This window comes from Streptomyces sp. Tu6071 (assembly GCF_000213055.1).
Taxonomy (GTDB): domain Bacteria; phylum Actinomycetota; class Actinomycetes; order Streptomycetales; family Streptomycetaceae; genus Streptomyces; species Streptomyces evansiae.
Window position 1 is genome coordinate 4,364,265 of sequence record NZ_CM001165.1, and the last position, 20,865, is coordinate 4,385,129.

General features: G+C 73.4%; 20 protein-coding genes. 8 read left to right on the forward strand and 12 right to left on the reverse strand.

The features are described 5' to 3' along the window. Positions 1-129: 129 nt before the first annotated feature. The gene (locus STTU_RS18215; protein ID WP_007825525.1) at positions 130-2,607 is read right to left on the reverse strand and encodes an FUSC family protein; all 2,478 of its coding nucleotides are present in this window, start codon (positions 2,605-2,607) and stop codon (positions 130-132) included. A gap of 123 nt (positions 2,608-2,730) precedes the next feature. On the opposite strand from STTU_RS18215, the gene STTU_RS18220 reads away from it, so the two are divergent. Then, entirely contained in the window at positions 2,731-3,219 is a 489-nt protein-coding gene (locus tag STTU_RS18220; RefSeq protein ID WP_010263286.1) for a MarR family winged helix-turn-helix transcriptional regulator, read from the forward strand. Positions 3,220-3,315: 96 nt separating this feature from the next. Here the strand turns inward: STTU_RS18220 and STTU_RS18225 are convergent, their stop codons facing one another. Continuing rightward, a complete protein-coding gene (locus STTU_RS18225) occupies positions 3,316-3,576 on the reverse strand; it encodes a DUF2530 domain-containing protein (protein ID WP_007825529.1) in 261 nt (86 codons plus the stop codon). A gap of 291 nt (positions 3,577-3,867) precedes the next feature. Between STTU_RS18225 and STTU_RS18230 the strand changes: the two genes are divergently transcribed. Next, positions 3,868-5,325, forward strand: coding sequence for an NCS2 family permease (locus tag STTU_RS18230; RefSeq protein WP_043255605.1), 1,458 nt, complete (start codon positions 3,868-3,870; stop codon positions 5,323-5,325). Positions 5,326-5,438: 113 nt separating this feature from the next. Here the strand turns inward: STTU_RS18230 and STTU_RS33245 are convergent, their stop codons facing one another. Then, positions 5,439-5,615 (reverse strand): ribbon-helix-helix protein, CopG family, encoded by a 177-nt coding sequence (locus tag STTU_RS33245; RefSeq protein WP_078519003.1) that lies wholly within the window; start codon positions 5,613-5,615, stop codon positions 5,439-5,441. Between the two features lie 180 nt (positions 5,616-5,795). On the opposite strand from STTU_RS33245, the gene STTU_RS18235 reads away from it, so the two are divergent. Beyond that, positions 5,796-6,233 (forward strand): MarR family winged helix-turn-helix transcriptional regulator, encoded by a 438-nt coding sequence (locus STTU_RS18235; protein WP_007825532.1) that lies wholly within the window; start codon positions 5,796-5,798, stop codon positions 6,231-6,233. A gap of 44 nt (positions 6,234-6,277) precedes the next feature. Continuing rightward, positions 6,278-7,933 (forward strand): MFS transporter, encoded by a 1,656-nt coding sequence (locus STTU_RS18240; protein ID WP_007825534.1) that lies wholly within the window; start codon positions 6,278-6,280, stop codon positions 7,931-7,933. Between the two features lie 201 nt (positions 7,934-8,134). Here STTU_RS18240 and gap read toward each other — a convergent pair whose 3' ends face one another. The 3 genes from gap to STTU_RS18255 all read right to left on the reverse strand — a co-directional run bounded on the left by gap (position 8,135) and on the right by STTU_RS18255 (position 11,246). Beyond that, entirely contained in the window at positions 8,135-9,130 is a 996-nt protein-coding gene (gene gap / locus STTU_RS18245; protein WP_007825536.1) for a type I glyceraldehyde-3-phosphate dehydrogenase, read from the reverse strand. 216 nt (positions 9,131-9,346) lie between these two features. Further along, complete coding sequence (locus STTU_RS18250; protein WP_007825538.1) at positions 9,347-10,420, reverse strand: GlxA family transcriptional regulator; 1,074 nt, start codon at positions 10,418-10,420, stop codon at positions 9,347-9,349. Between the two features lie 289 nt (positions 10,421-10,709). Further along, the gene (locus STTU_RS18255) at positions 10,710-11,246 is read right to left on the reverse strand and encodes a GNAT family N-acetyltransferase (protein ID WP_007825541.1); all 537 of its coding nucleotides are present in this window, start codon (positions 11,244-11,246) and stop codon (positions 10,710-10,712) included. 183 nt (positions 11,247-11,429) lie between these two features. On the opposite strand from STTU_RS18255, the gene thpR reads away from it, so the two are divergent. After that, positions 11,430-11,996: an RNA 2',3'-cyclic phosphodiesterase gene (gene thpR / locus STTU_RS18260; RefSeq protein WP_007825549.1), complete on the forward strand. Its 567-nt coding sequence runs from the start codon at positions 11,430-11,432 to the stop codon at positions 11,994-11,996. A gap of 145 nt (positions 11,997-12,141) precedes the next feature. Here the strand turns inward: thpR and STTU_RS18265 are convergent, their stop codons facing one another. Together STTU_RS18265 and STTU_RS18270 are read right to left on the reverse strand one after the other, a co-directional pair. Beyond that, positions 12,142-13,137 (reverse strand): aldo/keto reductase, encoded by a 996-nt coding sequence (locus tag STTU_RS18265; protein WP_007825550.1) that lies wholly within the window; start codon positions 13,135-13,137, stop codon positions 12,142-12,144. A 220-nt stretch (positions 13,138-13,357) separates the two neighbouring features. Then, entirely contained in the window at positions 13,358-13,966 is a 609-nt protein-coding gene (locus STTU_RS18270; protein WP_007825552.1) for a Uma2 family endonuclease, read from the reverse strand. A 216-nt stretch (positions 13,967-14,182) separates the two neighbouring features. On the opposite strand from STTU_RS18270, the gene STTU_RS18275 reads away from it, so the two are divergent. Next, the gene (locus STTU_RS18275; RefSeq protein ID WP_052862383.1) at positions 14,183-14,749 is read left to right on the forward strand and encodes a DinB family protein; all 567 of its coding nucleotides are present in this window, start codon (positions 14,183-14,185) and stop codon (positions 14,747-14,749) included. Between the two features lie 197 nt (positions 14,750-14,946). On the opposite strand, the gene STTU_RS18280 is transcribed toward STTU_RS18275, so the two are convergent. From STTU_RS18280 to STTU_RS18295, 4 genes are all read right to left on the reverse strand, one after another. Beyond that, the gene (locus tag STTU_RS18280) at positions 14,947-15,318 is read right to left on the reverse strand and encodes a hypothetical protein (RefSeq protein WP_007825555.1); all 372 of its coding nucleotides are present in this window, start codon (positions 15,316-15,318) and stop codon (positions 14,947-14,949) included. Positions 15,319-15,448: 130 nt separating this feature from the next. Continuing rightward, the gene (locus STTU_RS18285) at positions 15,449-16,243 is read right to left on the reverse strand and encodes a TetR/AcrR family transcriptional regulator (RefSeq protein WP_007825556.1); all 795 of its coding nucleotides are present in this window, start codon (positions 16,241-16,243) and stop codon (positions 15,449-15,451) included. A gap of 373 nt (positions 16,244-16,616) precedes the next feature. Further along, entirely contained in the window at positions 16,617-17,639 is a 1,023-nt protein-coding gene (locus STTU_RS18290) for an alcohol dehydrogenase catalytic domain-containing protein (protein ID WP_007825557.1), read from the reverse strand. A 211-nt stretch (positions 17,640-17,850) separates the two neighbouring features. Continuing rightward, positions 17,851-18,219, reverse strand: a complete 369-nt coding sequence (locus STTU_RS18295) for a VOC family protein (protein ID WP_007825558.1) — start codon at positions 18,217-18,219, stop codon at positions 17,851-17,853. A gap of 388 nt (positions 18,220-18,607) precedes the next feature. Between STTU_RS18295 and STTU_RS33250 the strand changes: the two genes are divergently transcribed. Continuing rightward, positions 18,608-19,474 carry an alpha/beta fold hydrolase gene (locus STTU_RS33250; protein ID WP_007825560.1) on the forward strand — a complete coding sequence of 289 codons (867 nt, stop codon included), beginning with the start codon at positions 18,608-18,610 and terminating at the stop codon, positions 19,472-19,474. Further along, entirely contained in the window at positions 19,471-20,148 is a 678-nt protein-coding gene (locus STTU_RS18305) for a maleylpyruvate isomerase N-terminal domain-containing protein (protein ID WP_043255608.1), read from the forward strand. Before STTU_RS33250 ends, STTU_RS18305 begins: the two co-directional genes overlap by 4 nt. Positions 20,149-20,865 lie beyond the last annotated feature (717 nt).

Genomic DNA, 20,865 nt, shown 5'->3' on the forward strand with positions numbered 1-20,865 from the left:
GGTGAAAACCTGCGTGACGCGCAAGATTTCCGTCTGTGGGGGGAGACCCCGGGGACGCGGGTCCATCCTCCGCAGTAGGGCTTGAGGGGGAGACGCGGACCGCGGACCCGGTGCGGTCCGCGGACCCGCTCAGCCCTGCCGCTCCGTCAGGCCGGGCGCCTCGACGCTCACCACCGGCGTGCTCGCCCTCGGGTCACCCGTCACCGCCGCTTCCGCGGTCGGCGCGCCGTTCACCGTCCCCCGCACCGTCACCACGGGCCCCGGCCCGCCGCGCTGGAGCAGCGGGGCCGTGGCCAGGTCGTCGAGGAGGTCGCACAGGTGGTGCAGGGGGAGGAGGGCGCGCGGGGCCCTCGCGCTCTCGGCGCGGGCCGCCTCCTCCGCCGCCCGGAGGGACGTGCGGGCCGCGGCGAGCGAGGTGCGGACCTCGTCCGTCGCGACGAGGGCGCGGTCCGGGTGGCTCGTCAGGTCGCGGGTCGCCGCCGCCAGGGCGCGGGCCGCCGCGGCGAGGTGGGCGCGCAGCGGCGTAGGCGTCGCCGTGGACGTCGCGGCGCTCGCGAGGGGCACGAGGACGCGCGCCCTGCGCGCCGCCGCCGCGTAGACGCGCAGCCGCTCGCGCAGGTACGAGGGGTTGTTGCGCCACACCAGGGGCCGCGTCAGCGGGCGCGCGACGAGCGCGAGCGCGCGCAGCCGGTGGTCCACCTCGCGGGCGAGCGCGTCCGGGTCGGCGTCCTCCACCGCCGCGCCCTCGAAGCGCAGCGCCACCCCTTCGAGCAGCTCGGTGAGCGCCCCGAACAGCTCCGCCCGCGCCGAGTTCACGGTGTCGCGCGTGCTGGTCGGAAGGAACAAGAGGCTGACGAGGATGCCGACGAGCGCCCCCGCCGCCGTCTCCTCCAGGCGCAGCAGCAGAAGCTCCGCCGAGAACTCGTGGAGCAGCGTGTACATCTGCGCCACCATGATCGTCACGAAGAAGATCATGTAGGCGTACGAGACCTTCACCAGGTAGAAGCCCACGCTCATGCTCACGACGATGAGCGTCAGCGCGAGCAGGCTGTGCCCGGTGGTGAGGTGCGCGAGCCCGATGCCCGCGATGATGCCGAGGAGCGTGCCGAGGACGCGGTGACCGGCCTTGATGACGGTCTCGGAGCGCGTCGCCGTCCCGGTGAAGGCGACGAACGCGGCGATGACGGCCCAGTAGTACCGCTGCTCGGAGATCGCCTTGCCGACGACGATGGCGAGTCCGCCCGCGCACGCGGCCTGGAACGCCTGCCGCGTCGAGAGCGGCACCCCGCGCAGCGGATTCCAGCCACGTCCGCGCGCGTGCACGTCCTTGGCGACGGACGGCGAGCCCGGCAGGTTGCCGAGGCTCAGCGCGACGGCCGGTTCGAAGCCGGTGTCGGCGGGCGCCGGCGCACCCGGCGCGGGCACGCGGCCGGCGAGCCCGGTGTACGTCGCCGCCGCGGCGGCGAGCTGTCGCGCGGCGGGCAGCGCGCCCCGTACGGCGCCCGGCGCGTCGGAGCGGCGCGACTCCAGGAGCGCACGGGCGAGGCGGCTCGCCTGGGTGTAGCGCTGGCGGCCGAGGGCCTGCGCGATGGCGTGCGCGGCGGCGCGCGGCCCCTCGGGCTCGTACGGCTGCCGCGCGAGCGTGTCGGCGGCGTGCGCGAGCGCCTCGACGGCGAGCTGTGCCTCCAGGAGGCGGCGGCGCAGCGCGCGCGCCGACCAGCCCTCGGGCAGCGCGCCCGGCTCGGTGGACCAGCCCTCGATGAGGAGCGCGGTCTCGGCGAGGCCGAGCTGGCGGGCGTGGAGCTCGCGGCGCAGGCGCTCGCGGCGGCGCGGCGACTCGGCGGCGAGGAGCGCCGCGGCGGTGCGGGCGACGGCGCGGGCACGGGCGCCGAAGGCGGCGCGCGCGTGGCGCAGCGCGTTGCCCGCGCGGTTGCGCAGGAGGGCGAGGCACAGGGCCGTGACCCAGGCGGTGGCGAGGAGTACGGCGACGAGCAGTCCGGGAAGCTGGGACAGCCGGGGGTGGAGGAAGGCCGCGAAGAAGTAGCCCATCCAGCCCATGAAGCCGTAGAAGAAGTAGGCGAGACCGAAGCGGCGCACGTACACGGCGGCGAACATCACGACGACGAAACCCGCCAGCATCGGCACTTCGTGCTCGGCGACGGCGATGCCGGGCAGGAGCCCGGCGAAGAGCGCGACGGGGAAGAACACGGCGATCCGCAGGTTCGCCGCGGGCGAGGGCCCGGCGAGGGCGTTCGAGCCCAGCATCGCGACCACCGTGCCGATGATCATGTAGACGATCATGTCCTGGGGAGCGGCGCCGCCGAGCCTCGCGTAGAGGTACTCGATGCCGAGCGCCCCGGCCATCGCGAGGCCCGCGACGAGGGCCGACCTGAGCCGTCCGAGGCCGGGGTCGGAGCCGAGGTGGAAGTCGCGGATGCCGTGGGCGGCGGTGCGGAGCGCGGAGGTGCGCGGTGCGGGGGCGCGACCCGCGGGGGTGCCGGGGGCCGGGGTCCGCGGCGCGGCGGGAGGCGGTGCCGCGGGGGAGGTCGTGGGGTGCGGGGCCGCGGGGGCGGCGTGCGGTGCTTCGGAGCGTATGCCCTCTGCCATCTGGTCCTTGTCGCTCGGGGAAGGAGGGCCCCGGGCGGGTCGCGGTGACGAGAACCCAGAGCCTGTACGTTACATATAATAACAAGTATCGTACCGATATTCCTTACGGGGAGTGCCAGCAGGATGACCGTCGAGCGCCAGCCGGACGGGGCCGAGCCGCCCCGCGAGGACCTCATCGACCGGATCGAGCGGCAGACCGCCTTCCTCAACCGCAACTTCGAACTGCTCCACCGCAGGTCGCGGACGCACAGCGAGATGGACCGCGCCGAATACCTCATGCTCCGCACGCTCGGCGCCGCGCCCGAACCCCCCGACATCAACGCCCTCGCCACGATGCTCGGCCTCAACCCCTCGACGGCCGGCCGCCAGGTCGCCGCCCTGCGCCGCAAGGGCTTCGCGACCACGACCCCCGACCCCGCCGACCGCCGCCGCAGCCTCATCACCCCCACCGAAACGGGCCGCCGCCTGGCCGCGGAGGAACGCCTGCGCCGCCAGGAAGGCTTCGCCGACCTCCTCGCGGGCTGGGACGAGGAGGATCTGCGCCTGCTCGGCGAGATGTTCCGCAAGTACAACGCGGCGGTCGCGCGGAAGCACTTCACCCGCGAGCCGTGAGGGCCGCCCGCGCGTGAGGGCCCCACGTCGCGGGTGCGGCGGACCGGTGGCGGCGAGCGCTGGTGGGGTGGTGGGGAGGCGTCCGTGCCGTGCCCGTCAGGCCCCCTGTCGCTCCGCCGCGTGGCGCTTGATCGCCTCGTCGCGGCGGCGTACGTACCACGTGCCGAAGAGGCCGAGACCCGCCCCGGCCGCGCACGTCCACAGCCACCACAGGTGACCGTGGTCGTCGAACCAGCCGTAGAACGGGAGCTGGACGAGGAAGAGCAGGAACCAGATCCCCGTACCGATCGCGATCGTGGCCACGACCGGGCCTTCGAGCGGTTCCGGTGCCTCGTGCCGCGGCGTCCACTTCTCCATGGGGCCCAGCTTACGCGGCGGACGCGGGCGGTCCCCGGGCGACTCCGGCGCGTCCATATCCCGAGGTCACCTCTTGATCCACGCGACACGCCGTCTCAGTCCGACTTGCGTTCTACGCGCGGAGATAGCTATTTCGCGTTCATGTCTTCATACTGAACCCGCTCGGGTGTGGCTGAGTTCTTTCGTAAGAATCGACAAAGCGACCGAATTGCTCGACGGAGAGCGACCGGAAGCTCACGCGTCCCACCCGTCGTCCCCGTTGCTTTCGCTCTCCTGACCAGAGGTTTCCCCATGCCCACCTCGGCAATCGCCCAGGACTCCGCGCCCGGAGGACCGTCCGGGGCCCCGCCCCGGAACGCCGTGGACCGTTTCTTCAAGATCTCCGAGCGCGGCTCGAACTTCGGTCGTGAGATCCGGGGTGGCTTCGCCACCTTCTTCGCGATGGCGTACATCGTCGTGCTGAACCCGATCATCCTCGGCAGTGCCAAGGACATGAACGGTCACCACCTCGACAACGGCCAGCTCGTCACCGCGACGGCCGTCACCGCCGCCTTCACGACGCTCCTCATGGGCGTCATCGGCAACGTCCCGATCGCGCTCGCGGCGGGCCTCGGCGTCAACACGGTCGTCGCGCTCCAGCTCGCGCCCCGTATGACGTGGCCGGACGCCATGGGCATGGTGGTCCTCGCCGGTCTCGTCGTGATGCTGCTCGTCGCGACCGGCTTGCGCGAACGCGTCATGAGCGCGGTCCCCAACGGGCTGCGCAAGGGCATCTCGATCGGTATCGGTCTCTTCGTGCTCCTGGTCGGGCTCGTCGACTCGGGCTTCGTCTCCCGCATCCCGGACGTCGCCCAGACCACGGTCCCGCTCCAGCTCGGCGGTGACGGCCACCTCAACGGCTGGCCCGTGCTCGTCTTCGTCCTCGGTGTGCTGCTCACCGTGGCCCTGCTCGTCCGCAAGGTCTCGGGCGCGATCCTCATCAGCATCGTCGCCATGACCGTCGTCGCCGTGCTCATCAACGCGGTCGCCGACATCAAGCCGGGCGCCTGGGGCCTGACCGAGCCGAAGTGGCCGGGCAACCCCGTCTCGACGCCGGACTTCGGGCTGATCGGCAACGTGAGCCTCTTCGGCGGCTTCCAGCACGTCGGCATCCTCACCGGCGTCCTGTTCGTCTTCACCGTGCTGCTCTCGTGCTTCTTCGACGCGATGGGCACGATCATGGGCGTCGGCGACGAGGCGCACCTCACCCGCGCCGACGGCTCCATGCCGGGCATGAACAAGATCCTCTTCGTCGACGGCATCGCCGTCGCCGCCGGTGGCGCCTCGTCCTCCTCGGCGACGACGTGCTTCGTCGAGTCCACGGCGGGTGTCGGCGAGGGCGCGCGGACCGGCTTCTCGAACCTCGTGACCGGCGGGCTCTTCGTCCTCGCGCTCTTCCTGACCCCGGTCGCCACGATGGTGCCCTCGCAGGCGGCGACACCGGCGCTCGTCGCGGTCGGCTTCCTGATCCTGTCGGGATCGATCACGAAGATCGACTGGACCGATTTCACGATCGCCATCCCGGCGTTCCTCACCATGGTGATGATGCCGTTCACCTACTCGATCACGAACGGCATCGGGATCGGCTTCATCACCTTCACCGTGCTGCGGATCGTCGTCGGCCGGTGGCGCGAGGTGCCGGTCGCGATGTACATCGTGTCGGCGGTGTTCGCCTTCTACTACCTGATGCCGGCGCTCCAGCTCACGTAGGAAACCGGTGAGGAGACCGACCCCCCGGCGCACGGTTCGCGCGCCGGGGGGTCGCTCGTTCTCCGGGGCTCAGCCCGCTCCGCGCACTTCCCCGGTCCGCGCGCCGCCGCCCCTCACCCGTAGAACTTCTCCGTCTTCTCCACCGCGACCTTGAAGCGCTCGTCGAAGTCCTCCCGCACGAGTGTCCTGATCACGTAGTCCTGCACGGTCATGCCGCGGCGCGCGGCATGCGCGCGCATCCGGTCGAGCAGTTCGCCGTCGATCCGCAGGCTGAGCACATCGGTCCCCATACGCTCAGAATCACCGCACCGGGGGGCGGATCGATATTTTCCGGCCGCGACTCAATCGTACGGGTGAGTGCGGTCTTGCGTGCGAGTGTCCGGGAGGTGGCGGGCGGGTGTGGGGCAGGTCATGCCGGGGCAGGCTCCGTGCAGTGTCTTTAGTCAGAGTAATGAGTTACGCTAACTACCATGCTTGACCTCAGTCAGGGTGAGGACGCCGCTGCCGTCAGCGCACTCCGTTCCTCCGTGATGCGGCTCTCCCGCCGCATCAAGCACCAGCGTGTCGACGAGTCGCTGAGCCCCACGGAGATGTCGGTGCTCGGCACCCTCGCCCGGTGCGGTTCCGCGACCCCCGGCGAGCTGGCGCGCAAGGAGCACGTGCAGCCGCCGTCGATGACGCGGATCGTGGCACTCCTGGAGGCGAAGGGCCTCGTCCGGCTCGAACCGCACCCGGAGGACCGGCGGCAGAAGGTCGTCAGCCCCACCGAGCGGGCCGAGACGATGCTCGCCGAGAGCCGGCGCAAGCGGAACGTGTGGCTGGCCCAGCTCGCCGCCGAACTCGACGAGGACGAGTGGGAGAAGCTCCGGGCAGCCGCCCCGGTGCTGGAGAAGCTCGCACACCTGTGAGCGAGAGGCTCGCGCACCCGTGAGCGAAAGGAAGGCGAAACCCTTTGAGTACGGGACCCGGAGCAGACTCCGCCCCCGCACCTGACCACCACGACTCCACCGCCCGCCCCGCTCCCGGCTCCGCCGAGGACCCCGCCCGCCGCACGGCGGAGCGCCAGGCACTCGAAGCGGACGCCGCCCAGGAGGACCCGGACGAGATCCCGGTCCCCGCCGAAGAGCCCGCCACCGGGCGCCCCGACGCCCGTACCGCGACCGACGCCCGTACGACCTCCGACGCCACCGCCGCGTCCGGGGCCGGTACCGCGTCCGACGCGCGCACTCCCACGCACCCCACGCTCGGAAAGCCTCCCACGAACGCGCACGCGCACGCCGCCACTCCCCAGTCCCCGGCCGATCCCGAGCCCCCGCGCCGCACGTCGATGTTCAGCTCGCTGCGCATCCGCAACTACCGGCTCTTCTTCACCGGCCAGGTCGTCTCCAACATCGGCACCTGGATGCAGCGCATCGCCCAGGACTGGCTGGTCCTCAGCCTCACCGGCTCCTCGGCCGCCGTGGGCATCACGACCGCGCTCCAGTTCCTCCCGATGCTGCTCTTCGGCCTGTACGGCGGCGTGCTCGTCGACCGGCTGCCGAAGCGGCAGACGCTGCTCGTCACGCAGGCCGTCATGGGCCTCACCGGGCTCGCGCTCGCCGTGCTGACGCTCAGCGACAACGTCCAGGTCTGGCACGTCTACCTCACCGCCTTCGTCCTCGGCCTCGTCACGGTCGTCGACAACCCGGCCCGGCAGACCTTCGTCTCCGAGATGGTCGGCCCGGGGATGATGCGCAACGCGGTCTCGCTCAACGCCGCGAACTTCCAGTCCGCCCGCCTCGTGGGCCCCGCCGTCGGCGGCGCGCTCATCACCGCGGTCGGCAGCGGGTACGCCTTCCTCCTCAACGGCCTCTCCTTCATCGCGCCGATCGTCGGCCTGCTCCTCATGCGCTCGGGCGAGCTGCACGAGAGCCACCGCACCCCGCGCGGCAAGGGCCAGCTCCGCGAGGGACTGCACTACGTCGCGAAGCGACCCGAGCTGATCTGGCCGATCGTCCTCGTCTTCTTCGTCGGCACCTTCGGCTTCAACTTCCCCGTCTGGCTCTCGGCCTTCGCCGACGACGTCTTCGACGCGGGCGCGGGCACGTACGCGGTCTTCAACATCCTCATGGCGGTCGGCTCGCTCGCCGGGGCGCTGCTCGCCGCGCGCCGCGCGCGCACCAGGCTGCGGCTCCTCGTCGGGGCCGCGATCGCCTTCGGTGTCCTGGAGATCGTCGCCTCCGCAGTGCCCTCGTACTGGGTCTTCGCCGCGCTGCTCGTGCCGATCGGCATGTGCGGCCTGACGTCCAACACGACCGCCAACCAGACCGTCCAGATGGCCGCCGAACCGGAGATGCGCGGCCGGGTGATGAGCCTCTACATGATGGTCTTCACCGGCGGTACGCCCGTGGGCGGGCCGCTCTTCGGCTGGCTCACGGACACCTACGGCGCCCGCGTCGGCTTCGCGACCGGTGGCGCGATCACGGCGCTCGCCGCCGTCGCGGTCGGCCTCGTCCTGGCCCGTATCGGCGGCCTGCGCATGGAGTTCGGCTGGAACCGCGGCCACCCGCGCCTGCGCTTCGTGCCCCGCGAGGGCGAGCGCGCGAAGGAGCTGGCGGCGGTGGCGTGAGGACGGCCCGGCCGGTGGACGGCGGTGGCGTGCTCCTGCTCCGCGCCGCCGTATGTGTACGGCCGTACGGATCGTCCTGACCTTCCCGGCCTTCCTGGACGACCGCACAGACACGGATGAACGCCCGTATGGATCTGTACAGACGTATGTACAGATCCATACGGGCGTTTTAGACGGCCGTACTGGCCCTCGGCCGCGCCCTCAGCCGGCCAGCAGCCCCAGCGTGTCCACGACGCGGTTCGAGAAGCCCCACTCGTTGTCGTACCAGGCCACGACCTTGACGTGCTTGCCGTCGACGCGGGTGAGGGCGGCGTCGAAGACCGAGGAGGCGGGGTCGCCGACGATGTCGGCGGAGACGAGCGGGTCATCGGAGTACTCAAGGACGCCCGCGAGCCGTCCGGCGGCGGCCTCGCGGTACGCGGCGAGTACCTCGTCGCGGGTCACCTCGCGCGCCACGGTCGTGTTCAGCTCGACGATCGAGCCGACCGGGACGGGCACGCGGATCGAGTCGCCCGAGAGCTTGCCGTCCAGCTCCGGGAGCACGAGGCCGATGGCCTTCGCCGCCCCGGTCGTGGTCGGCACGATGTTGACGGCGGCGGCGCGGGCGCGGCGGGGGTCGCGGTGCGGGCCGTCCTGGAGGTTCTGCTCCTGCGTGTAGGCGTGCACGGTCGTCATGAAGCCGTGCTCGATGCCCGCGAGTCCGTGCAGGACGGAGGCGAGCGGGGCGAGGGCGTTCGTCGTGCAGGAGGCGTTCGAGACGATGTGGTGGTTCTCGGAGTCGTACGCCTCGGTGTTGACGCCGTACGCGAGCGTCACGTCCGCTCCGGCGGACGGCGCGCCCACGAGCACCTTGCGCGCCCCCGCGTCGAGGTGGGCGCGCGCGGCGTCGGCGGAGGTGAACCGACCGGTCGCCTCCAGGACGAGTTCCACGCCGAGCTCCCCCCACGGCAGCCGGGCGGGCTCGCGCTCGGCGAGCACCTTGATCCGGCGCCCGTCCACGACGAGGGTGTCCCCGTCGACGCTCACGGGCCGCCCGAAACGCCCCGCCGTCGTGTCGTACCGCAGCAGCCGCCCGAGTGTCTCGGGGCCGCCGAGGTCGTTGATCGCGACGACCTCCAGCTTGCTGTCGCGCTCGACGAGGGCGCGGAGGACGTTGCGGCCGATGCGGCCGAATCCGTTGATGGCGATACGGGTCATGGTGGGGGCCCTTCCTGGCGTGGTGCGCTGCGGCTCTTGCCTTCACCACCAGACTCGCGCCGCACGCCGGACGGTGGCCGAGGCGGAAGCGCCAGGGTCCGCAAGGATCACGCCAGGCGGCTCGGGACGCCGGGGGCGCGGGGCTCCGCGCGGGGAGGACCGGCGCGGGTGGCTTGGCACGGGGGTCCGGCAGGAGGGCTTGGCGCGCGGGGCGATTCAGCCGCGCGGTTCGCCGTGTTCGCCCGGTCCGCCGTGTCCGCCCGGTCCGCCGTGTCCGGCCTGTTCGCTGAGCCCGCCGTGTCCGGCCTGTTCGCCGTGTTCGCCTCGTTCCCCTCGTGAGAACGTGCGCCGGTACTCGCTCGGACTCGTGCCGAGGACCCGCTGGAAGTGCAGGCGCAGATTCGCGCCCGTGCCGAGCCCGACCTCGACGGCGATCTGTTCGACGCCCCGCTCCGAGCGCTCCAGGAGTTCGCGCGCCGCGTCGATCCGCGCGCGCGTCACCCACTCCATGGGCGTGTATCCGGTGTCGTCGGCGAAGCGGCGCGAGAAGGTGCGGGCCGAGACGGCGGCGTGCCGCGCGAGGACGTCGAGGCCCAGCGGTTCGCCGAGGTGGCGCAGGGCCCACTCGCGGGTCGCGGCGAAGCGTTCGCCGAGCGGTTCGGGGACGGCGCGCGGCACGTACTGCGCCTGCCCGCCGCTGCGGTACGGCGCCGCGACGAGGCGGCGCGCGGTGTGGTGCGAGGCGGCGACGCCGAGATCCCGGCGCAGGATGTGCAGGCACAGGTCGATGCCGGAGGCGGCGCCCGCCGACGTGAGCACGGTGCCCTCGTCGACGAAGAGGACGTTCTCGTCGACGCGCACGCCCGGGTGGCGTTCGGCGAGGGCGCGCGTGTAGTGCCAGTGCGTCGTGGCGCGGCGCCCTTCGAGCAGGCCGGTCGCGGCGAGCGCGAAGGCGCCCGTGGAGATCGCGGCGAGCCGGGCGCCGCGCGCGTGCGCGGCGCGCAAGGCGTCGACGACCTCGGCGGGCGGGTCCTCGCGGTCGGGATAGCGGTAGCCGGGCAGGAAGACGGTCTCGGCCCACTCCAGCGCCTCAAGGCCGTGCGCGACGCCGTAGGAAAGTCCGTCCCCGCCGGTCACGAGCCCGGGCGCGGCACCGCACACGCGTACCTCGTAGGGCATGCTCGCGCGGGTCGAGAAGACCTGCGCGGGGATGCCGACGTCGAGCGGCTTGGCGCCTTCGAGCACGAGGACGGCGACGCGGCGGAGACGGCGGGTACGACGGTCGGTCACGCGGACCAGGCTACGGAAGCGACCTCCGGGACGGGGGACGGCTTACGGGCGGTGGGACGGCTTACGGGGGGCGGCCGGCGCGGACCACGGTGCGGGCGGGAGCGGGAGCGGGAGCGGGGCCGGGCGCGGGCCGCTGCGCGCGCGGGCGTGGCCGAGTCGGCCCCGTGCTCGCGGTCGGCGGGGCCGGGCGCGGGCCGGTGTTGGCGCTGAGGCGGGTCGGGCACGGCTCTGTTGTCACCCCGTCTGTCACCCCCTCCCGATCCGGCTCCGTAACGGGACGGGTGGTGGCTCAGGCGCGCCCGGCGTCGTCGGGGCGGATCGCGAGGACCTGGCCCGGCCAGCCGTTCTGGTCGAAGCGCTCCGTACGGCGGAATCCGCACGACACGTAGTAGTCGACGAGGCGTCCGTCGTCGCCCGCGTAGCAGTCGACGCGGAGCAGTCCGACGCCCGCGCGCCGTGCCTCGGCGACGGCGTGGGCCACGAGCGCGGCGCCGATGCCGTGCCCGGCGAGGCGCCGGTCGCTCACGAGGAAGTGCAGGTAGCGCTCCGGTTCGGGCGCGGGGTCGAGGTACGGGCCCGGACCGTCCGTCAGCGTCATCGAGCCGACGATGCTCCCGTCCAGCTCCGCGACCCAGGGCTCGCCCTTCGCGAAGTACCCCTCGACCTGCTCGACGGTGCGCGGGCGGTCGGTGAAGTGCCTGGTGCCCCACTGCCCCGGCCGTCCCTGCGCGGTCAGCCAGTCCACCGCCCCGTCCAGGAGCGCGAGGACGGCAGGGAGATCGCTTGCCTTGCCGGGTCTGAGCGTCAGCGCTCGGGAGGTGTCCATGCCCGCGAGGTTAGGGGAGCGGGGCGCCGGACGCGGGCCGCGCGCCAAGACTGTGAATCACGAGACTTTTCCCGCCCGCCGAGGCCCGTCCCCGGACCGCTTGTCGCATCATCGGCTTGCCTGCCCGGTTGTCCACAGGCGTGCGGGCACTCCGCCGGGGCCTGTGGAATCGTTCGCGGCACGATGAGACTCTTCGCCGCGCTCCTGCCCCCGCCCGAGGCCTTGGACGAACTCGCCGCCGCCGTCCGCCCGCTGCGCCGCCTGCCGGGCGCGGACGACGCGCGGTGGACCCGCCCCGAGGGCCGGCACGTGACCCTGGCGTTCTACGGAGATGCCGAACAGGAGCCGCTGGCACAGGGTTTGACCGCCCTGGCCGCCGCCCACGCGCCCCTGCGCCTGTCCCTCGCCGGAGGGAGCGGCTTCCGCGGCGGCACGCTGTGGACGGGGGTACGGGGCGACCTCACCGCCCTGCACGCGCTCGCCGGGGCCGCGCGGGCCCTGGGCGGTGCGGCGGAGCACGCCTACCGGCCGCACCTGTCGCTGGCGAGGGTCTCGCGGAGGATGTCCCCCCGCGTGTACGAAGAACTGCTCACTTCGTACGAAGACCTGCTGGGAGCGTTCTCCGGCCGGACCTGGACGGCCGACCGCGTGCGTCTCCTGCGGAGCGTGCCGGGCGGGCACGGGATCGCGAACCAGTACGTGACGGAGGCGACGTACCCCTTGGCAGGACCCGCCGGGCGGGACGGCTAGGCTCGAAGTGTGGACCCGAAGACCCGGAACCGGATCATGGCCGGTGTGCTCGTAATGATGTTCGTCGTCGTGGCGGTGGCGGCGGCCGTGGGCCAGTAGCCCCGTACCGCCGCCACCACGCGCGCCTTCTGCCGAAGGCCCGCCGTCACCAGGCGAACGCCTCCGGGGAGGGCCCGGGGCCGGGGAAGATCTCGTCGAGGCCGTTCAGGACCTCTTCCGAGAGCTCGACGTCCACGGCGCGCAGCGCCGAGTCGAGCTGTTCCTGCGTGCGCGGCCCGACGATCGGTCCCGTCACGCCGGGGCGGGTGAGGAGCCACGCGAGGGCGGTGTCACCGGGCAGCAGCCCGTGCTTGTCGACCAGCGTCTCGTACCGCTCGATCTGGTCCCGCACGGCCGAGTTCTTGAGCGCGTCGGCGCTGCGACCGCTCGCGCTGCGGCCGTTCGCCGTGCCCTCGCGCTCGCGCTTGAGCGCGCCACCGAGCAGCCCGCCGTGCAGCGGCGACCAGGGGATGACCCCGAGCCCGTACTCGCGCGCGGCCGGGATGACCTCCATCTCGGCGCGGCGCTCGGCCAGGTTGTACAGGCACTGCTCGCTCACGAGGCCGACCATGCCGCGCCGCGACGCCAGCTCGTTGGCCTGGGCGATCTTGTAGCCGGGGAAGTTCGAGGAACCGGCGTAGAGGATCTTGCCCTGCTGGATCAGGACGTCGATCGCCTGCCAGATCTCCTCGAAGGGAGTGTTCCGGTCCACGTGGTGGAACTGGTACAGGTCGATGTGGTCGGTTTGGAGCCGCTTGAGGCTCGCGTCGACCGCGCGGCGGATATTGGCGGCGGAGAGCTTGTGGTGGTTGGGCCACGGGTCACCGGCACCCATGTAGCCGTTCACCTTCGTGGCGAGCACGACCTTCTCGCGCCGGCCGCCGCCCTGCGCGAACCAGGTTCCGAGGATCTCCTCGGTCCGGCCCTTGTTCTCGCCCCAGCCGTAGACATTGGCCGTGTCGAAGAAGTTGACTCCCGCGTCGAGCGCGGCATCCATGATGGCGTGACTGTCGGCCTCGTTGGTCTGCGGCCCGAAGTTCATCGTCCCCAGGACGAGCCTGCTGACCTCAAGTCCCGTACGTCCGAGTTGCGTGTACCTCATGCCAACCAGCCAACGCCTTGGAGTGGACTCCAGGCAAGTGGGGGGAGGGGACGGGGTGGAGGACGGTCAGGGAGGGCGCGGCGGGGTGGGGAACGGTGGAGTGGGGGGGGCGGTGAGTGTGGGGGAGCGGTGGGGGTGGGGGCGGTGAGTGTGGGGGAGGGCGAAGCGTCGCGGCGTCCCCGGCCTCTATCCGCCGCCCGCGTCCGGCCCCGCCTCCTGCTCAAGGCTGCTCCGGGAAGTCCTTCGTCGTCAGTACGAGCGCGGCCGGTGTCTTGCTCAGGTCCAGGTCGAGGCCGAACTCCACGATCGTCTCGGCTCGGTACTCGCCGTCACGCGGCTCCGTGTAGACGTGGCAGCGGCGCTGGTACGGGTCGGCGACGAGGTAGACGGGCACCTCGGCGGTCGCGTACGCCGCCTTCTTGGGGCCGTAGTCGTTCTGCCCCGTGCCGCGCGAGATGACTTCGGCGACGAACTCGACGTCCTGGTGGTGCCAGCGGCCGTTCTCCGTCTCGGCACCTTCCTTCATGGCGGCGATGTCGCAAGCGAAGCCATTGAGATGACCGGGGAAGTCGATCCGAACGTCCGAGGCGATACGTGACGGCGGGTAGTGGGCCGTCAGCTGCATCACGAGCTTGAGGATGATCTCCCAATGCGTCTGGCGCTGCGGTGACATGAAGATGTACCCCTCGACGATCTCTACCCGGAATCCGTCAGGGGTGGCGCGCTCCACGCACTCGAAAAGTCCGTCGAGGTCACTGGTGTGATCGTCAGCGTGTTCGCCGTCGTGGTCTGCCATCGTGATCCTGTCCTCGGTGTGTACGAGGGTCATCGTGGCGCTCCTCCCCGGCGGAGCGCTGGAGACCCCGCCGTGTCACCCAACGGTAGGAGGAGCGGGCCCGACATGGTACGGGAACGGGCGTGCGGGGGCGTGGGGGGCGCGCCGGGGTGAGGTCGCGGGGCAGGGGGCGCGGTGCCGGGCGCGTACGGGAGTGGCGGGGGCGCACGGCTGAGGGTGGAGCGTACGCGGCGGGCTAGCGTTTCTCGTATGAGTGACAACGTGCCTCCGAACCCGAGCCCCCAAGGGCCCCTCGCCGCCCCGCCCGCCGAGCCCTCGCGGTCGCTCACCGATCCCGCCGCGCTGCTTCCCGCCTATCTCGACTACTACCGCGCCACCGTGCTCGCCAAGCTCGACGGCCTCTCGGAGGCGGAGTTGCGCGGGAGCAGGCTGCCCTCCGGGTGGTCGCCGCTCGAACTGCTCAAGCACCTCGCGTACGTCGAACGGCGCTGGCTGCGCTGGGGTTTCCTCGGCGAGGAGATGGACGAGCCCACGGCGTGGGGCGACAACGACCCGGAGTCGGGCCGCTGGTGTGTGCGCGAGGACGAGTCCCCGGCGCGGATCCGGGAGCTCTTCGCGCGGGAGTGCGCGCACTCGCGGCGGATCGTCGCGGCGGCGGGACTCCAGGACCGCGCGGCGAGCACGGGCCGTTTCCCGCCCCCGGCCGAGCCGCCCGCGCTGTCGTGGATTCTCTTCCACGTACTCCAGGAGTACGCGCGGCACGCGGGACACCTGGATGTCGTCAGGGAGTTGACGGACGGGCGCGTGGGGGAGTGAGGGGGCGCCGCGTCGGCCGGGGGTGCGGCTGAAGGGCGCTGCCTCCCGGCCGACGGCCGCTGCCCCATGAGTGCGCACGGCATCGTGCCGGTCGCTGCCGTCGCCCCTCCTGGCGCCGTGCCACCGCCCTTCCCGCGTGGTGTCGCTGCCCCTACCTGCCCGGCGTGCCGCCGCCTCCTGCCCGCTCCGCACGCCGTTCAGCCGACCCCGCGCTTCTCCAAGGCCCCGAGCGTCGCGACGAGCAGGACCACGGCGCCGCCCGCCCCCGCGAGCAGCATCTCCCACCACACGTCGATCGCCCCCAGGAACCGCAGCGCGATACGGAACGGCACCACGGGCAGCACGTCGAGCAACCACCGTGCCAGGGGCCCGAGCCCCCACGCCCCGACAGCCGTCCCTACGACCGCTGCCCCGAGGAGCAGCGCGAGGATCAGTTCGTCCGAGGGCGTGGCGTCCCCGCGCCTCTCCGCCGGGCCGGCCGCCCGCGCTCCCGGCGACCCGGCCGCCCGCGCCTCCGGCCCGTCACCCGGCCGTGCCGTCTCCCCCGGTTCCCCCACGTCCTTCGTCATGCCCCGAGCTTCCCGCCTCCCCGCGCGCCCGCGCGAGAGGCGTGGGTCTACGGGGCTACGACTTTGGTAGCGCAGAAGCCGACCGGGACCCGACGGAGGGCGGACGGCGTCGCCCGGAAGCTGCCCGTGGTCAGTCCTGAGACGGACCGTCCGGGGGCACCGGGGTGTGCCTGATGCCGTGGAGCAGCGCCCGGAAGGACCACGTGAAACGGGCCTCCGGGGTGCCGGACAGGAGGCGCGAGGAGGCCGCGCGGATGTGCGGGTGGCGGGCGGGGTCGACGCCGTGGACGGCGTGCCGGACCGCCTGCCACTCCTCCTCGGCGACCGGCGAGGCTTCGCGGTCGGTCTGCTCGGCGGCCGTGGCGGTGGCGTGCTGGAGGAGCAGGTCCACGCCCCAGGCGGCCCGGTCGGCCGCCACGCCGCCCTCGGCGAGGAGGGCGAGCATGCGCTCGACGAGGTCGAGGTAGTGCGGGCCGCTGGGGCGGGCGACGAGCGCGGAGCGCGCGAGGCCCGGGTAACGGAAGAGGAGCAGCGTGTACGAGTTGAGGAGGCCGATCAGCCGAGGCTCCCAGCCTGCTCCGTCCTCCTCAAGGGGGACGTCGGCGGGCTCGGGCACCTCCACCTCGCCGAGGAGTTCGTCGAGGATCGCCGCGTGCAGCTCCGTCGTCCCCGCGACGTACACGTAGAGCGAGGCGGGACCGGTGTCGAGTTCCTTCGCGAGGCGCCGCATCGTGACCTTGTCGAGGCCCTCGGCGGCCATCACGCGGATCGCCGCAGCGACGATTCCGGAGCGGCTCAGCGCCGGTTTCGCGGGGCGGTCGCGGCGGCTGCGCGGGGCGTCGGTACGGGGCGCGGCGGCGCGGCGCGCGGACGCGGCGGCCCGGCCTCCGGGCGGCGCGGGGTCCGTGGTCTCGTCGCCGTCCATGTCCCTCGCTCGTCTCGCCTCGCCGTCACGGGCCCGGACACACCCCGGGCCAGCTCACTGTAACGAACGGGTTCGGTACGGGGCCGCGCGACGGCGGGGCGGGTGACGGCGGGGCCGCGAGACCCGGGAGGGCGCGTCCTGCGGTGCGGGGCGCACGCACGTCCGTGCGGTGCGCGGCGCACGCACGTTCCGCGGTACGGCGGCGCGTCCTGCGGTGCGGTGTACCGCGCGGCGTCCGGTACGGGCGTGACGTCACGCGACCCGGGCCCCGGGCGCACTCCCGGCCCGGGGCGTCCTCCGCGTACCGCCGCACCCGTGCCCGTACTGCCGCCGCGCCGTACCGCGCCCCCTAGGCTGAGCCCGCGCCCCGCCCTCACACCGTCAGCACCATCCGGAACCGTGCCTCGCCGCGCCGCATGCGGGCGAAGGCTTCGTCCGCCTCCGCGAGCGGCAGTTCCTCCGTCCAGGGGCGGACACCGGTGTCCGCCGCGAAGCGGAGCGTGTCCTGCGTGTCGACGGCGATCCCGGAGGCGTGGCCGTAGACGCGGCGGGCCCTGTCCACGAACTGCGCGGCGGTGAGGTCGAGGTGCTCGAGGGCGACGCCCACGATGACGAGTTCGCCCCGGCGGCCGAGTCCCTCGAAGGCATCGGCCATGGCCTGGGCCTGGGTGACCGTCGCGAGGACGACCTTCGCGCCGCCGAGTGCCTGGAGTTCGGCCGCGACATCCTGCGTAGTGCTGTCGATGTAGTGCGCGGCGCCCAACTCCGTCGCGAGAGGGCCCTTCTCCGCCCCACGGGCGATGGCCACCGTGCGGAAACCCATCTTCGCGGCGAACTGCACGCCGAGGTGCCCGAGTCCGCCGAGCCCCAGGATCGCGACGGTGTCCCCGGCCCGCGCCGCACTGCGCCGCAAGGCGTTGTACACGGTGACCCCGGCGCAGGCGAGCGGTGCCGCGTCGACCGCGCTCAGCCCGTCGGGCACGGCGGCGAGCGCGACGGCGGGCACGATCACGGACTCCGCGTACCCGCCCGGATAGGCGATGCCGGGGATCTCCGCCTCGGGGCAGAGCACTCCGTCCCCGGTACGACACGCATCGCAGTGCCCACAGCTCCCGCCGTACCACCCGACGGCGACCCGGTCCCCGACCGCCCAGCCGTCGACCCCCGCGCCGAGCGCGTCGATCCGGCCCGCGATCTCGTGCCCGGTCGTGACCGGGAAGGGGTTGCCCATCGCGCCGCTCACGACAGCCGTGTCCGAGTGGCACACCCCGCACGCCTCGACGGCGATCCGCACCTGCCCGGGCCCCGGCTCCCCGGTCTCGACCCGCGCCTCGGTGAAGGCCCCACCGGCCGCCTCGACCCGCATCGCGCGGTGCGTGCGCTGCTCCTGGCTCATCTCGTACGTCCTTGTGTCTCGGCTGCGCTGTCCTCCTCACGTCTACCGCGTCGTCCTCGCGGCCTACCACCGAAGAGGGACCCGTCCGCCGACCGGCCCCCGCGCTCCCGCCCCCTGCGGCGGATCTCCACCGCGACCCACCTCGACCGCGCCGCCGACCGCTGTGTCACCCGCGCGCCACCGATCGCCTTCACGCGCGCGCCGCGCCCGCTCACCGTTCGCCCGCGCTCCGTTCCACGCACACCTCGTTCCCCTCGGGGTCCCGCAGCGTGACCCAGCCGCTGCCGTCCGTGCGCCGGTGGTCCTCGTGGAGCGTGGCGCCGAGGGCGAGCAGCCGCCTCACCTCGGCGTCGCGTGTGCGGTCCCGCGGCCGGAGATCGACGTGCCAGCGGTTCTTGGTGGTCTTGGGCTCGTCGACGCGTACGAAGAGCAGCGCCGTGCCCGCCGAGGTCACCGATGCCTCGGGATCGCCGGGGAAGTCGTCCCGGGCGAGCGAGCCGTCGAGGACGGCGGCCCAGAAGGTGGCGAGCGCGTGGGGGTCGGCGCAGTCGACGGTCAGGTGCCTGAGGAGAGATGCCATGAGGGGAGGGGACCACGGTGGGCAGTCAGGTGCCACCGAATTGCGCGGGGGTGGAGGGGAGCTGGGCGGGGTCGCAGTGCTGGAGGAGAAGGGTCGGAGTCGGCCGGGGCAGGGACCGGTGGGCGGGCCCGGATGCCGGTCGGGACATCGGCCGGGTCGTCGGGCCGGGCGTTACGTCGCGGACGGCGAAGTTCCCGCTCGTCGGTTATTTCACCTGATCGGGGGCTTGTGTGCGGTTTGTGGGTTTGGTGGTGCGGGAGCGGGCATGACGTCCGGCGAGAGGCCGGGGGCGGCCGGTCGGAGGGGAGGCGCGAGGTGCGCATGCGGGTGCTGGTCGGGGTGAAAAGGGTTCGCGGGCGCGGGGCGGGGGTCCGTAGCCTCGCGGCTCATGGAGACGAGGGAGTACGAAGCCGGAGGGAACGGCCAGGACGGCGGGGTGGGTGATCCCGCGTGTCCGCAGGCCGGGGTGCTGCCCGTGCCGGGTGCGCGGCTGCACTACGAAGTACGGGGCAGGGGGCCCTTGTTGGTGCTGCTCCCCGGGGGCGGGGGAGACGCCGGGGTGTACGACGCGTTCGCGCCGCTGCTGGCCGACGCGTACACGGTGGTCGCGCTCGACCCGCGCGGGTACTCGCGCAGCGTGCTCGACGGGCCGCCCGGCACGCAGACCGTGGAGCGGCAGGCGGACGACGTGGCGGCGCTCGTCGCGCACCTCGGGGGCGGCCCCGCCGACGTGATCGGGGGCAGTGACGGGGCGCTCGTCGGGCTGGACCTGCTCGCCAGGTACCCGGCCCTCGTGCGCCGCGTCCTCGCCCATGAGCCCCCGGCCTTCGGCCTGTTGCCGGGTGCCGAGGAGCACAGCGCGTTCATCGCCTCGGTGCACGAGACGTTCGTACGAGAGGGGATGGGTCCCGCCGGGGCACGGTTCGCCGCGTGGGCCGGGGCGGGCGGTGACCGGTGGGAGCCCGCGCCGGAGCTGGCGGCGCGCCTGTTCGCGAACGGGCCGCGCTTCCTGGAGCACGAGCTGCGCTCCTTCACCTCGTGGCTGCCCGACATCGGGGCGCTGCGCGGACCGGCCGCCGAGGGCCGGCTCGTGCTCGCGGTCGGACGCGAGACGCGCGGCGCGCTCTGCCGCGAGCCCGCCGTCACGCTCGCGTCCCACCTCGGCCTGGCCCCCCTCGCGCTGCCGGGCGGGCACGGGGGCTGGCTCGCGGCGGCGGAGGAATCAGCGGTTCTCGTCAGGGAGGCGATGAAGTGAGCGGGAACACCAGCGAGGACGACGGCGCCCGTTGGGCCGATGACGTACGCGCGTCGGTCGCAAGCGCCGTCGCGGCGCTCGCGCCGGCCGCCACCACCGCAGGCGCCGCGTCGTGGTCGGCCCCCGCCGGGCCGCTGACCTGGAGCTGCTGGGAAACGGGCGAGCACCTCGCCGACGACCTCTTCGCCTACGCGGCCCAACTCACCCCCGCCGTTCCGCCGTCGGACGACGACGTGCCCTTCCGCTGGGAGAGCACGACGCCGGGCGGCCCGGCGAACACGATCCGCGCCGACCCCGCGCACGGCCCCGCCGGACTGCTGCGCGTCATCGACGCGTGCGGCGGACTGCTCGCGGCGGTCGTACGGGTCACGCCGCCCGACGTCCGCGCCCACCACACCTTCGGCCGGGCGGACGCGGCCGGGTTCGCCGCGATGGGCATCGTGGAGACCCTGGTGCACACCGATGACCTCGCGCAGGGCCTCGGCCTGGAGTGGACCCCGCCGGAGGGGCTCGTCGCCCGCGCGCTCGACCGCCTCTTCCCCGACGTCCCCCGCGACCTCGCACCCGCGTGGCCCACCCTCCGCTGGGCGACAGGCCGGACCTCGCTTCCCGGCCTGCCGGACCGCGCGAACGGCTGGCGCTGGGACGGGAGACCGGCGGGGGAGCGGGGGTAGCGGGAGCTGGGGTGGAGTGGGGTGGGTGTCCTCGGGTCCGGCTGCCGAGGGCGCGGCGGCACTCGGGACGGGCTGGGGGGCGTTACGAGTGTTCCGGGGCGAGGCCGGGGCCGGGGCCGAGGCCGTGGGCCGTGGGCCGTGGGCCGGGGGCCAGGGCCCGGGGTCATCAGGGGGAGTCTCGGGGCCGCGCTCCTGCGGCACGCGAGGGCATGAGGCGCTGACCGCCTAGGCGGGTGCGGTCCGCGCGGGGGGTGGCGTGGGCGCGGATGCCCTTGGGCGAGTCGGGACTGATTCCTCCGCCGCCGCGAGCCAGCCCCCGTGCCCGCCCGGCAGCGCGAGGGGGGCCAGGCCGAGGTGGGACGCGAGCGTGACGGCGGGCTCGCGGCACAGCGCGCCGCGCGTCTCGTGTCCGGTGATCCGTGGAGACGCCGGAGATCGGGGGTGAGGCGTGCGCGCTCCGGGGGGGAAGGTGGGTGAACTTCGTGGGGTGAGTGGAGGCGGGCGGCGTGGACCGGACCGTGGATGTCGGTGCCGCGCCCGTGACAAGACTCCCCGGGCCGGCGGGCGGCGGGCTTCGTGGCATCGGCCGTCCGGGGAACGGTGGCGAACCCGAGGATGCGGCCAACCCCCCGATCAGCACTTCGGTTCGCCACACACGCCGGATTCCCGCCCGCCGCCAAGGCACCTGTGCCCGGGGCTCGGCTCAGCCCGTGATGC